This window comes from Enterobacter sp. SA187 (genome assembly GCF_001888805.2).
Lineage (GTDB): Bacteria > Pseudomonadota > Gammaproteobacteria > Enterobacterales > Enterobacteriaceae > Enterobacter_D.
Genome location: NZ_CP019113.1, coordinates 3,071,632 through 3,084,827, shown reverse-complemented (window position 1 = coordinate 3,084,827; position 13,196 = coordinate 3,071,632). Strand labels below are relative to the sequence as shown.

The 13,196-nt window shown below is 56.2% G+C and carries 13 protein-coding genes and 2 tRNA genes; 11 read left to right on the top strand and 4 right to left on the bottom strand.

Annotated elements, in window-relative coordinates; translation table 11 throughout:
• Positions 1–9: 9 nt before the first annotated feature.
• On the bottom strand, positions 10–921 hold the full coding sequence (punR, locus tag BMF08_RS14745) for a DNA-binding transcriptional activator PunR (protein ID WP_072568298.1): 912 nt from the start codon (positions 919–921) through the stop codon (positions 10–12).
• 113 nt (positions 922–1,034) lie between these two features.
• Between punR and punC the strand changes: the two genes are divergently transcribed.
• Together punC and cfa are read left to right on the top strand one after the other, a co-directional pair.
• A complete protein-coding gene (gene punC / locus BMF08_RS14740; protein WP_072568297.1) occupies positions 1,035–2,219 on the top strand; it encodes a purine nucleoside transporter PunC in 1,185 nt (394 codons plus the stop codon).
• A gap of 300 nt (positions 2,220–2,519) precedes the next feature.
• Positions 2,520–3,668: a cyclopropane fatty acyl phospholipid synthase gene (gene cfa / locus BMF08_RS14735; protein ID WP_072568296.1), complete on the top strand. Its 1,149-nt coding sequence runs from the start codon at positions 2,520–2,522 to the stop codon at positions 3,666–3,668.
• A 36-nt stretch (positions 3,669–3,704) separates the two neighbouring features.
• Here cfa and BMF08_RS14730 read toward each other — a convergent pair whose 3' ends face one another.
• Positions 3,705–4,337, bottom strand: coding sequence for a riboflavin synthase subunit alpha (locus tag BMF08_RS14730; RefSeq protein ID WP_072568295.1), 633 nt, complete (start codon positions 4,335–4,337; stop codon positions 3,705–3,707).
• A gap of 223 nt (positions 4,338–4,560) precedes the next feature.
• On the opposite strand from BMF08_RS14730, the gene mdtK reads away from it, so the two are divergent.
• The 9 genes from mdtK to BMF08_RS14685 all read left to right on the top strand — a co-directional run bounded on the left by mdtK (position 4,561) and on the right by BMF08_RS14685 (position 11,603).
• Positions 4,561–5,934, top strand: a complete 1,374-nt coding sequence (gene mdtK / locus BMF08_RS14725; RefSeq protein ID WP_072568294.1) for an MdtK family multidrug efflux MATE transporter — start codon at positions 4,561–4,563, stop codon at positions 5,932–5,934.
• A 150-nt stretch (positions 5,935–6,084) separates the two neighbouring features.
• Positions 6,085–6,161 (top strand) — tRNA-Val (locus BMF08_RS14720).
• 15 nt (positions 6,162–6,176) lie between these two features.
• Positions 6,177–6,253 (top strand) — tRNA-Val (locus BMF08_RS14715).
• A 98-nt stretch (positions 6,254–6,351) separates the two neighbouring features.
• On the top strand, positions 6,352–7,125 hold the full coding sequence (locus BMF08_RS14710; protein ID WP_072568293.1) for a DeoR/GlpR family DNA-binding transcription regulator: 774 nt from the start codon (positions 6,352–6,354) through the stop codon (positions 7,123–7,125).
• Positions 7,126–7,242: 117 nt separating this feature from the next.
• Complete coding sequence (locus BMF08_RS14705) at positions 7,243–8,034, top strand: inositol monophosphatase family protein (RefSeq protein WP_072568292.1); 792 nt, start codon at positions 7,243–7,245, stop codon at positions 8,032–8,034.
• Between the two features lie 18 nt (positions 8,035–8,052).
• Positions 8,053–9,231, top strand: a complete 1,179-nt coding sequence (locus BMF08_RS14700) for an MFS transporter (RefSeq protein ID WP_072568291.1) — start codon at positions 8,053–8,055, stop codon at positions 9,229–9,231.
• A 191-nt stretch (positions 9,232–9,422) separates the two neighbouring features.
• Positions 9,423–9,638, top strand: a complete 216-nt coding sequence (gene ynhH, locus BMF08_RS21480) for a protein YnhH (RefSeq protein WP_442778362.1) — start codon at positions 9,423–9,425, stop codon at positions 9,636–9,638.
• A gap of 7 nt (positions 9,639–9,645) precedes the next feature.
• Positions 9,646–11,058, top strand: coding sequence for a pyruvate kinase PykF (pykF, locus tag BMF08_RS14690; RefSeq protein ID WP_072568290.1), 1,413 nt, complete (start codon positions 9,646–9,648; stop codon positions 11,056–11,058).
• 308 nt (positions 11,059–11,366) lie between these two features.
• Complete coding sequence (locus BMF08_RS14685) at positions 11,367–11,603, top strand: major outer membrane lipoprotein (protein WP_007374746.1); 237 nt, start codon at positions 11,367–11,369, stop codon at positions 11,601–11,603.
• Between the two features lie 63 nt (positions 11,604–11,666).
• Here BMF08_RS14685 and ldtE read toward each other — a convergent pair whose 3' ends face one another.
• On the bottom strand, positions 11,667–12,674 hold the full coding sequence (ldtE, locus tag BMF08_RS14680) for a L,D-transpeptidase LdtE (RefSeq protein WP_072568289.1): 1,008 nt from the start codon (positions 12,672–12,674) through the stop codon (positions 11,667–11,669).
• Between the two features lie 99 nt (positions 12,675–12,773).
• The gene (gene sufE, locus BMF08_RS14675) at positions 12,774–13,190 is read right to left on the bottom strand and encodes a cysteine desulfuration protein SufE (protein ID WP_072568288.1); all 417 of its coding nucleotides are present in this window, start codon (positions 13,188–13,190) and stop codon (positions 12,774–12,776) included.
• Between the last annotated feature and the right edge of the window lie 6 nt (positions 13,191–13,196).

Sequence of the window (13,196 nt, the reverse complement as noted above, 5' to 3'; positions counted from 1 at the left end):
GGGAGCCAGTCACTCTGGCTCCCGCAACCACTCTTTATTCAGCGTCTCGCTGTCTCCTAAATAATCGAGCAGCCAGCTTAAGGCGGGCGAATTGTCCTTTTGCTGCCACGTCAGGCAACAGGCGGCGTCCGGGAAGGGGTTTTCAAGCGGCAGCGCCACCCACTCTCCGCGATCAAGCCAGGGCCTGGCAAAATGCGCCGGTACCATGCCGATACACAATCCCGCCGACAGACAGGCCGCCGAGGATTCCCAGTCGGGCGCGACGATGCGCCGCTGGTTATCCAGCAGCCAGGTGATACGCTTCGGCAGCGAGCGGGAGGTGTCTTCGCGCACCAGCGACGGCCAGTTGCGCAAGGTGTCATCGCTCAGCGGCCCGTCCATCGCCGCCAGCGGGTGTTCACGGGATACCACGCACTTCCAGCTCAATTTCCCCATATCCCGGAAGGCGTAGCGCCCGCCCACCGGCACCGCCTGGGTCGCCCCAATCGCCAGTTCCACGCGGCCATCCGCCAGCGCGTCCCACACGCCGTTGAATACTTCCTGAAAGACGATCAGCTCCACATCCTGAAAGTGGCGGTAGAAATCGACGATCATTTGCCTGCTACGTTCGGGCTTAACGATATTGTCCACCGCGATGGATAACTGCCCCCGCCAGCCGTTGGCGATCTGCTGACACTGCTGACGGGTGATCTGCATTTTTTTGATAACAGATCGCCCTTCCTTTAAAAACCAGCGCCCGGCCGGGGTAAGCACCACGTCACGGTGACGGCGCTCAAACAGCGGCACCGCCAGCCACTCTTCCAGTTGCCGCACCGTATAGCTAACCGCCGATGGGACCCGGTGGAGTTCCTGCGCCGCGGCGCTGAAGCTGCCGGTTCGTGCCACCGCATCAACCACTTCCAGTGAATATTCTGACCACATGTTCTGCCTGCAAATTTTTTGAATGCAATGTGCAAATATTAGCGTTTCACAACCGTCATTGCACTCCCTACACTCTGCCGCTCTGCTCACCTGCCAAAACAAGAGAACGTGACATGAAACCTGGAAAAGGATTTTTAGTCTGGCTGGCGGGGTTAAGCGTACTGGGCTTTCTGGCTACAGATATGTATTTACCCGCCTTCGCCGTTATTCAGAATGATCTACAAACCCCGGCGGCTGCCGTCAGCGCCAGCCTGAGTCTGTTTTTAGCCGGATTTGCGGTTGCGCAACTGGCGTGGGGTCCGCTGTCCGATACTTATGGTCGCCGCCCGGTGCTGTTAAGCGGTCTGGCGCTCTTTGCCGTCGGCTGTCTGGGCATGCTGTGGGTGCGCGACGCCACCTGGCTGCTGGTGCTGCGTTTTATCCAGGCGATCGGCGTCTGCGCTGCCGCCGTCACCTGGCAGGCGCTGGTGACGGATCACTATCCGGCGCACCGCACTAATCGTATCTTCGCCACCATTATGCCGCTGGTGGGTCTCTCTCCGGCCCTTGCGCCGCTGCTGGGCAGCTGGATCCTCGCGCATTTTTCCTGGCAAATGATTTTTATGACGCTGTTTGTCATTACGCTGGTGCTGATGCTGCCCGCGCTGCGCCTGAAGCCGGTGGTAAAAAAAACCACCAGCAGCGACGTGCCGCTGACCTTTGCCACCCTGCTCCGTTCCCGGGATTACCGCGGTAACGTGCTGATCTACGCCGCCTGCTCCGCCAGCTTCTTCGCCTGGCTGACCGGCTCGCCCTTTATCCTCAGCGAAATGGGCTACGGCCCGGCGGCCATTGGCCTGAGCTATGTACCGCAAACCATCGCCTTTCTGATCGGCGGCTATGGATGCCGCGCGGCGCTGCAAAAGTGGCAGGGTAAAAAGTTACTGCCGTGGCTGCTGGTGTTCTACGGTCTGAGCGTGGCGGGTACCTGGATAGCCGGGCTGGTGGCGGGTCAATCTCTCACGGCGCTGCTGGTGCCCTTCTGCGTGATGGCAATGGCGAACGGCGCCATCTATCCCATTGTGGTGGCCCAGGCGCTGCGCCCGTTCCCGCAGGCGACCGGACGCGCGGCGGCGTTGCAAAATACCCTGCAACTGGGGCTCTGTTTCCTTGCCAGTCTGGTAGTGTCCGCGCTTATCGGCACGCCGCTGTTGACCACCACCAGCGTAATGCTGATCACCGTGTTACTGGCCGCTGCCGGTTACCGGATGCAGCGTCATGGTGTAACAGACGCGAATGCTGAAACCGCCTCTGCATAGTTCACCGTGCAACTATGTTACAAATCAGTGATTAGGTTGCTAAGAATTTACTATTGTATCTGCCGGATCTGAGGCCTATACTCATTTCCGGCACATATAATTACGATAAATATTATGCAGTAACAGGCGCAGGATGACGCCTCTCTCACCACGGACGGCCTTTACGGCAAGGGTAATCTCCCTTCCTCTGTTCTACGTCGGATTTCTGGCTCGCGGACCATTCCGTGAGATTTCTCACAAACCCTAAAAAGCGACTACGCTGTTTGAAGGTTCTGATCACATACAGGTGATGGAGAAGCTATGAGTTCATCGTGCATAGAAGACGTTAACATACGGGATGATGACTGGTTTCGTATCGTAAGCGAACTGCTTGGCCGGGCGGGGATCACAATCAACGGTTCGTCCCCGGTAGATATTCAGGTCAAAAATCCTCATTTTTTTAAACGCGTGCTGCAGGAAGGATCGCTGGGGCTGGGTGAAAGTTATATGGACGGCTGGTGGGATTGCGAGCGGCTGGACATTTTCTTCAACAACGTTCTGCGCGCCGGTCTTGAAAACCAGCTACCGCACCATCTCAAAGATACGCTGCGTATAGCGGGCGCCAGATTATTTAATTTGCAGAGCAAGCGCCGGGCATGGATCGTCGGCAAAGAGCATTACGATTTGGGTAATGATCTGTTCAGCCGCATGCTGGATCCGCAAATGCAATACTCTTGCGCCTACTGGAAGGATGCCACGACGCTGGCAGACGCCCAGCTTGCCAAGCTAAAACTGATTTGCGAAAAGTTACAGCTCCAGCCCGGAATGCGTGTGCTCGACATCGGCTGTGGCTGGGGTGGGCTTGCGCAGTACATGGCGCAGCATTATGACGTCAGCGTGGTGGGCGTGACGATTTCTGCGGAACAGCAAAAAATGGCGCAGGAACGCTGTCAGGATCTCGATGTGACTATTTTGCTCCAGGATTATCGCGATCTTAACGAGCAGTTTGACCGCATCGTCTCTGTCGGCATGTTCGAACACGTTGGTCCTAAAAACTACGCCACCTATTTTGAGGTTGTCGATCGCAATCTGAAACCTGACGGCCTGTTTTTACTGCACACTATCGGCTCGAATAAAACCGACCACCACGTCGATCCCTGGATCAATAAGTACATCTTCCCTAACGGCTGTCTGCCGTCGGTGCGGCAGATCGCCACCGCCAGCGAGCCGCATTTTGTGATGGAAGACTGGCATAACTTCGGTTCGGATTATGATAAAACGCTGATGGCCTGGCATAGCCGTTTTCAGGCCGCCTGGCCGGAGATTGCCGGCAATTATTCAGACCGTTTCAGAAGGATGTTCAGCTACTATCTCAATGCCTGTGCGGGGGCGTTCCGCGCGCGGGATATTCAGCTCTGGCAGGTGGTGTTCAGCCGGGGCGTGGAAAACGGCCTGCGCGTGGCGCGTTGATAAAAAACCCCGGCTTGCCGGGGTTTTTTGTGGGATTTACTCGTCGCGCTCGACCACCACCACCCGGGCCGCCATCACGCGTTCGACGGTGTCCACCACCGCCTGGGTCTGGGGATCGATTTCGATATTGACGCGGCTGCCCAGTTTTTTGCTGCTGAGCGTGGTGCGCTCCAGCGTTTCCGGGATCAGGTGCACGCAAAAGCGCGTCGGCGTCACCTCGCCTACCGTCAGGCTAATACCGTCAATACCGATAAATCCTTTATAAAGAATATACTTCATCAGCGTCGGATCCTGGACTTTAAACCAGATCTGACGATTATTTTCTGACGCCAGGATCTTAACCACTTCCGCGGTAGTGATAATATGCCCCGACATTAAATGCCCGCCAATTTCATCGCTGAATTTCGCTGCACGCTCGACATTTACATAATCACCGGGGATTAATTCTCCGAGATTGGTAATACGCAGCGTCTCTTTCATTAAGTCGAAACTGATATGATTGCCGTTAATTTCCGTTACGGTCAGGCAGCAACCGTTGTGCGCCACGGACGCGCCCGTCTCCAGGCCATCCAGCATGGTGTCTGGCAACTCCACGACGTGCGTGCGGAAATTGGGTTTCTCATCAATGGACACCACTTTTGCCGTGCCCTGTACAATACCGGTAAACATGCCTGGTGCTCCTGTATCATTAATTCGGTTAACCGTGTTTATACCAGCACAATAACAGGTGAAAAATGAGGTTGCCAGTCTCGGGACTTATTACGCTGTTTTTTCTCTGGATTAATCGCAGTTCCCCGCTACAATGTACTGGTTATTTCTCCTGCAAATCTTTTGCTGCCAGTAACGGCGGCTATTCAGTTTTTCATATAACTACAATTCAACAGGTGTTCACGTGCAGAAGTACTTTCTTGAAGCGCGTCAGTTATTAGCACTGGCGATCCCGGTGATCATTGCGCAAATCGCCCAGACCGCGATGGGTTTCGTCGATACCGTGATGGCGGGCGGCTACAGCGCCACCGACATGGCGGCGGTGGCTATTGGTACCTCTATCTGGCTGCCCGCCATTCTTTTTGGTCACGGGCTGCTGCTGGCGCTGACGCCGACGGTTGCGCAACTGAACGGCTCCGGCCGCCGCGACCGTATTGCCCACCAGGTACGCCAGGGTTTCTGGCTGGCGGGCGGCGTGTCGGTGCTGATCATGATCGTGCTGTGGAACGCGGGTCATATCATTCATGCGATGCACAATATCGATCCCGAACTGGCGGACAAAGCGGTGCGCTATCTGCGCGCCCTGCTGTGGGGCGCGCCTGGCTATCTGTTCTTCCAGGTGGCGCGTAACCAGTGTGAAGGGCTGGCGAAAACCAAGCCCGGCATGGTGTTTGGTTTTCTCGGCCTGCTGGTGAATATCCCCATCAACTATGTGCTGATTTATGGTCATTTCGGTATGCCTGAGATGGGCGGCGTCGGCTGCGGCGTGGCGACGGCAACGGTGTACTGGATGATGTTCGTCTGCATGGTCTCCTACATTAAGCGCGCGCGCTCCATGCGCGACATCCGTAACGATATGCGTTTTGGCAAACCGGATCCCGCCGTGCTGCTGCGCCTGGCGCAACTGGGGCTGCCCATCGCCCTCGCGCTGTTCTTTGAGGTGACGCTGTTCGCCGTGGTGGCGCTGCTGGTGTCGCCCCTTGGCATTGTCGATGTAGCCGGGCACCAGATCGCCCTTAACTTCAGCTCGCTGATGTTCGTCCTGCCGATGTCGCTGGCGGCAGCGGTCACCATTCGCGTGGGCTATCGCCTGGGCCAGGGCTCGACGCTGGATGCGCAAACCGCCGCGCGAACCGGGCTGGCGGTAGGCGTCTGCATGGCGGTCGTCACCGCGATCTTCACCGTCGCGCTGCGGGAAGATATTGCCCTGCTGTATAACGACAATCCGGAAGTGGTGCATCTGGCCTCGCAGTTAATGCTGATGGCGGCGGTGTATCAGCTTTCCGATTCCATCCAGGTAGTCGGCAGCGGTATTCTGCGTGGCTATAAAGATACGCGCTCCATCTTCTTTATTACCTTTACCGCCTACTGGGTGCTCGGATTGCCGAGCGGCTATGTGCTGGCGCTGACCGATCTGGTGGTGGATCGCATGGGTCCTGCCGGTTTCTGGATGGGCTTTATCATCGGCCTGACCTCGGCAGCCATCCTGATGATGCTGCGCATGCGTTACCTGCAACGTCAGCCTTCAGGGGTGATCCTCGCCCGCGCGGCGCGTTAAGTACAGTGTAGCCGCCTGCGGGCGGCTACTTTCTCAACATTTTGCGCAGTTGTTCCGCAATCGCGTGAAATCAGAATGAAAATTGCTTTTTTCCGCTTGCCACGGCCGCGCCCTGCCGCTAATATTCGTCCCCGTTGTCAGCACAACAATGCGTTCATAGCTCAGTTGGTTAGAGCACCACCTTGACATGGTGGGGGTCGTTGGTTCGAGTCCAATTGAACGCACCATTCTTTCTGTACAGTGCGTCCGTAGCTCAGTTGGTTAGAGCACCACCTTGACATGGTGGGGGTCGGTGGTTCGAGTCCACTCGGACGCACCATTCAGCAATACTCTCCCTTTTCTTCCTGTTTGACTCCCTGACCGCTTTATCCCATCATGCTCGCTTATGCGTACCTGTGATGATTTCAGTGGGCCACTATGTTTGATTACGCCGAATTTCCCGAGCAGCGTCAGGAAAAAATAAAGCAGCTTTTAGCCCTTAACGGCAAAGTCGTGTGCGCCCAGCTCGCGCCTGAGCTTAACGTCTCCGAACACACTATTCGCCGCGACCTTAAAGAGCTGGCGAATCTTGGCCTGTGCAAGCGTGTTTATGGCGGCGCGGTCAGCGTGCTTCCCCCTTCCGGTAATTTTCTGAAGCGCGAAAACCTTAACAGCGATAAAAAAGAACAGCTCGCCCGCCGCGCGGTATCGCTGATCAAACCCGAAAGCTGCGTTTTTTTTGATGCCGGGACGACAAATCTCGCCATCGCCCGCCAGTTGCCTCCCGGTATTATCCTTACCGCCGTCACCAATTCCCCGTTAATCGCCGCTGAACTGATGCATCACGAGGCGGTGGAAATCATCTTCCCCGGCGGGCGGATCAATAAAGAGACGGGCGGCGCGACCGGTATTGATACCCTGCGCCACATTGAAAAAATGTTTTTCGATCAGTGTCTGCTTGGCGCCTGCGCTTTTGACGCGGACGAAGGCGTGACGGTGTTTGAGTATGACGATGCCGAATTCAAAAAATGTCTGGTGACGCGCAGCAGCGACATCATCGTCACCCTGACCGCCGATAAAATCGCCACTCTTGCCCGTTATCAGGTCGCCACCAGCGAAGAGATCACGACGCTGGTGATCGATGACGCCGTGAGCGAACAGGCGCTGAAAGCGCTGCGCAGTAAAAAACTGGACGTGATCCTCGCCGGCTGAACAAAAATAATACGCAGAGCCATTTGTACTCTTGCACACGATCGCGCATAATCGAGCACAACCAAGCAGAAAGATTTTCTGCGCCCTGCCGTTGTTCACGCTTAAAAGGATCGAAACATGAACTATTCCCTGCCCGATGTCGCTTTCCTCCATGAACTCGCCGATGCCGCCGATAACGAGACGCTGCCGCGTTTTCGTTCCGGCTTAAATCTGCATGTCGGCTCCAAACCCAAAGAGGGCTTTCGTTTTGATCCGGTAACCGATGCCGATCGCGAAGCCGAGCGGGTGATGCGCGCCATTATCAACGAACGCTACCCTTCCCATTCCATCATGGGCGAAGAGTTTGGGACCACCGGCGACGGCCCGCTGCAATGGGTGCTGGATCCGGTGGACGGTACCCGCCCCTTTCTGTGCGGTCTGCCGGTGTGGGGCACGCTGATCGGCCTGACGGTGGAAGGTCGCGGTCAGCTGGGCATGATGGGCCAGCCCTTTACCGGCGAACGCTTCTGGGCGGACGGGAAACAGGCCTGGCGCAGCGGTCCGCAGGGCAGCGGTGTCATGACCACCCGCAAAGGACTGTCGCTTAACCAGGCGATTTTGCATACCACCTCTCCGGAGCCGATTGCCCACAGCCCGGACGTCAACTTTGCGGCGCTGCACAGCGCGACCCTGATGACCCGCTACGGCGGTGAGTGCTATGCGATGGCGATGCTGGCAGCCGGGCAAATCGACCTTTGTCTGGAATATGCCCTGCAACCTTACGATATTGTGGCCTTCGTTCCGATCGTCGAACAGGCGGGCGGCGTAGTAACCACGCTGTCGGGCGATCGCCCGGAAGCCGGTGGCCGCATTCTGGCGTCCGGCTGCCCGCGTCTGCATGACGAAGCGCTGAAAATTCTTAACAGCTGATGGTTTTACAGGATGTCTATGAGCAATAAAAACGCAGCCCTGGAATTACCCGCTACCGGCGGTGCGTCGCGCGCACTGCCCGGCAGAAACGAGCAACGGGCAACGCGCATTGTCTTCTTTATGGCCGGCTTTGCCACCGCGGCCTGGGCGGCGCTGGTGCCCTTCGCCAAATACAATACCGGCGTCAGCGACGGCACGTTAGGCCTGCTGCTGCTGTGTCTCGGCGGCGGCGCGCTGGTGGCTATGCCCCTTACCGGCGCGCTGACCGCCCGCTTTGGCTGTCGTCGGGTTATGGTGGTGTCGGTGCTGATTTTCTGCGCCATTCTGCCGCTGCTGGCGATAACCCAGGATGCGCGACTGCTGGCGCTGGCGCTGCTGCTGTTCGGTATTGGTATCGGCACCACTGACTGCGCGATGAACGTACAGGCGATCATTGTCGAAAAAGCGTCTCCCCGTCCGCTGATGTCCGGTTTTCACGGCTTTTACAGCGTGGGAGGGATTGCCGGTGCCGGTGCGATGAGCGGCATGATGTCGCTGGGGCTTTCCGCCCAGGCGGCCAGTCTTGCCACCACCCTTATCGTGATAGCGTTACTGCTGGTGTGCGTGCGCGGTTTTCTCAGCTACGCGAATCCGCAGGAAGGTCCGGCCTTTGCGGTGCCGCACGGTATCGTGCTGCTGCTTGGCGGTATCTGCTTCGTGGTGTTTCTGGCGGAAGGGGCGGTGCTGGACTGGAGCGCGGTGTTCCTCACCGAATACCGCGGGCTGCCGGAAGCACGCGGCGGGCTGGGTTTTGCCTGCTTCGCCGCCACCATGACGCTGGGGCGATTAACCGGTGACCGCGTTGTCGCCCGTCTCGGCCAGCAGCCGGTGGTCTTTGTCGGCGCGCTGCTGGCCGCCGCTGGCCTGTTACTGACGGTGGCGTCTGATGCCTGGGTGCTGTCGCTGACGGGTTACGCGCTGATCGGTCTGGGTTGCGCAAACATCGTGCCGGTGATGTTTTCGGCAATCGGACGTCAGACAGCCATGCCGCAGGTGCTGGCGGTGCCTGCCGTCACTACGCTCGGCTACATGGGCGTGCTGGCGGGCCCGGCAAGTATCGGCGGGATTGCGCATCACAGCAGCCTGAGCGCTGCTTTTGTGGTGGTGGCCATCGCCATGGTGGGCGTGGCGCTGGTCTCAAGGCTGGTGAAAGTTTAAGGTGAGCGCAACAGGCCCGTCGGGTTTTACCCCCTCGGGCCTGTTAATTTTATTAAGTGCCTGAAATTATTTCTGTCTTTACTTAACACCTTGATAACACTTCGTTGTGAATCTGCACAGATGCATTTTGAAACGCTGTTTTCATTTTCCTTTTGACTGTTTTTCATCGTATAATGCGCGCCAATTGACTCTTGAATGGTTTCAGCTCATTGAACTGTAATATTCAACTATCACAGCGACTCATTCCCCCCTGGGCTGATACACAAGCACATATTCCTCTGCACGCTTTTTTTGATGTCACCTATTCTTATGACGTGACATCGCAAAACTTTCGCAACACCGGTTTGACTCCGCGGCGGTGCGCCCCCGGAGCGTTATTTCCATATCCTTCTCAACTTAAAGACTAAGACTGTCATGAAAAAGACCAAAATTGTTTGCACAATCGGCCCAAAAACCGAATCAGAAGAGATGCTGACCAAAATGCTGGACGCCGGCATGAACGTGATGCGTCTGAACTTCTCTCACGGCGACTATGCTGAACACGGTCAGCGCATCAAAAACTTGCGCAACGTGATGAGCAAAACCGGCAAGAAAGCCGCCATCCTGCTGGACACCAAAGGTCCGGAAATCCGTACCATCAAGCTGGAAGGCGGTAATGACGTCTCCCTGAAAGCAGGTCAGACCTTCACTTTCACCACGGACAAAACCGTTGTGGGTAACAGCGATATCGTTGCTGTCACTTACGAAGGCTTCACCAATGACCTGTCCGTTGGCAACACCGTACTGGTTGACGATGGTCTGATCGGTATGGAAGTGACCGCCATCGAAGGCAACAAAGTTATCTGTAAAGTGCTGAACAACGGCGACCTGGGCGAGAACAAAGGCGTTAACCTGCCGGGCGTTTCCATCGCCCTGCCTGCGCTGGCAGAAAAAGACAAACAAGACCTGATCTTTGGCTGCGAGCAAGGCGTTGACTTCGTTGCGGCATCCTTTATCCGTAAGCGTTCTGACGTGGTGGAAATCCGTGAGCACCTGAAAGCGCACGGCGGCGAGCACATCCAGATCATCTCCAAAATCGAAAACCAGGAAGGCCTGAACAACTTCGACGAAATCCTCGAAGCCTCTGACGGCATCATGGTTGCGCGTGGCGACCTGGGCGTTGAGATCCCGGTTGAAGAAGTGATCTTCGCGCAGAAGATGATGATCGAAAAATGTATCCGCGCCCGTAAAGTGGTGATCACCGCGACCCAGATGCTGGATTCCATGATCAAAAACCCGCGTCCGACCCGTGCGGAAGCAGGCGACGTGGCTAACGCCATCCTGGACGGTACCGATGCCGTAATGCTGTCTGGTGAGTCTGCCAAGGGTAAATACCCGCTGGAAGCCGTCTCCATCATGGCGACCATCTGCGAGCGTACTGACCGCGTGATGACCAGCCGTCTGGAGTTTACCAACGACAGCCGTAAACTGCGCATCACCGAAGCCGTGTGCCGTGGTGCCGTTGAAACTGCCGAAAAACTGGCTGCTCCGCTGATCGTGGTAGCGACCCAGGGCGGTAAATCTGCGCGCGCTATCCGTAAATACTTCCCGGATGCCACCATCCTGGCGCTGACCACTAACGAAGTCACTGCCCGTCAGCTGGTGCTCAGCAAAGGCGTTACCGCGCAGCTGGTGAAAGAGATCTCCTCCACGGACGATTTCTACCGTCTGGGTAAAGAAGTGGCGCTGGAAAGCGGCCTGGCTCAGAAAGGTGAAGTTGTGGTAATGGTTTCCGGCGCGCTGGTTCCAAGCGGCACAACCAATACTGCTTCTGTGCACGTGCTGTAATAATTGCCGTACAAATTAATCTGATTAAAAAAGCGCCCTTGTGGCGCTTTTTTTTATTCATCCAATAACGATTTTCAATAAGTGCAAATCGAAATGCACTATTTAACTGACTTTTTTCTAAGATGAATCCGATGAAAGCGGTCTGTTTTCACACAGTTTTTTTCTGTGCGCCCGCAAAGTCGGTGTTTCTTTGAGCGAACAGTCAAATTTAAGGGTATTCCCAACAAAAAAATATTCTCAATATAAAAAAGTTTGTGTAATACTTGTAACGCTACATGGAGATTAACTCAATCTAGAGGGTATTAATAATGAATCGTACTAAACTGGTACTGGGCGCGGTAATCCTGGGTTCTACTCTGCTGGCTGGTTGCTCCAGCAATGCTAAAATCGATCAGCTGTCTTCTGACGTTCAGACTCTGAACGCTAAAGTTGACCAGCTGAGCAACGACGTGAACGCAATCCGTTCTGACGTTCAGGCTGCTAAAGACGACGCAGCTCGCGCTAACCAGCGTCTGGACAACCAGGCTCACTCTTACCGTAAGTAAGAGTTCCTGTAATAAAATGGCGCACATTGTGCGCCATTTTTTTTGCCTGCGATTTACCTTCCGTTACTGCGTCATCACTTTCCCGTTCTCGTTCGCCACCGCCGGATCACCATTCTTTGCTGACAGTACGGCTGTCGGGTTTGCCTGCGCGTTCTTTGCGGCAGGGATCGCCACCGGGTAACCGGCACGGCGCACCATTGCCTTATCAATCGCCGTCTGATCCCCGCCCGCCTGACGAATAAAATCGCTAAAGGTGGCGGTCAGCGTGATCGGCACCGTCTGGGTGTTCTCCTCAAGGGTGGAAGCCAGCGGGCGGTGCACTTCGATATAGTGGCGGCCATCCGGCTCCACGGAGTATTTGACCGGTTCGTTGATGATGCGCACCGGCGTCCCGGTGTTCACCTGGGAGAACAGCGCTTCGATATCCGGCGCGCCCATGCGAATACAGCCGGAGCTGACGCGCAGGCCTACGCTGTCCTGAGCGTTGGTGCCGTGAATGAGATATTCGCCGTTGCCCAGCCCAAGACGCAGCGCATAGCGCCCCAGAGGGTTATAAGGGCCTGCTGGCACCACGGCGGGCAACTCAATGCCCTTCGCTTTAGAACGCGCACGTATGCCCGCAGGCGGCGTCCAGGTAGGATTGGGGATCTTCTGGCTGACGCGTGTCTCGGCGATGGGCGTTTCCAGCCCCTGCTGGCCGATACCAATGGGGAAGACCTGCACAATGTCTTTTCCCGGCGGATAAAAATAGAGACGCAGCTCCGCCAGGTTGACGATGATCCCCTCCCGCGGGCTGTCCGGCAGCAGCATCTGCGTTGGAATGGTCAGGGTTGTGCCAGGGGCGGGGACAGGCGCCATGGTATCGTTGGCTTCGACGAGCAGCATCGCGCCGGTGTCAAAATGACGGCCGATGGCCTGCAAATTACGATCCTGAGGTTGCACGACATAAGTCTGATTCTGACCGATGAGACGACTGCCCGCCGGCGGTAATGGATAATCGGCCGCCCAGGCACTCTGAATGACGCTGTAAGCGCCGATAAGGCTTAATGTTATTAGAGACGCGCGCTTCATGCTTAAACTCCTGTAATCACTGGCAGTGCGCCAGAAGGCTGATAAACCAGCGAGGCAGAAATCTGCCCCGCATAACAGGATAGTCGCTGTCTTTTGAGTTTAGCTAATGTTTGCTGCTTTCGTACGTATTGCGCGGATCATTGCTTCCAGACCCTGCGAGCGGGAAGGCGTTAAATGCTGGGCGAGAGACATCTTTTCAAACCACGGGCGCACGTCAAAGGCGACGATATCCTGCTCGGTCATCTGCTGATACAGAATAAACACCACCGCAATCAGCCCCTTGACGATGGCAGCATCGCTATCGCCCTGGAGTTCAATCACGCCATCATCCCGGCGCTGCATGACGATCCATACCTGACTCTGGCAGCCCTGAATAACATTTTCCGGGCTGTGCGCCTCCGCTGCCAGTTCCGGCAGGCGCTGGCCCAGTTCAATGATGTAGAGATACTTCTCTTCCCAGTTGGCGCAACGGGTAAAGTTGCGCAACAGTTTTTCTTTATCGGGTAAAGCGGCCATCTCGTC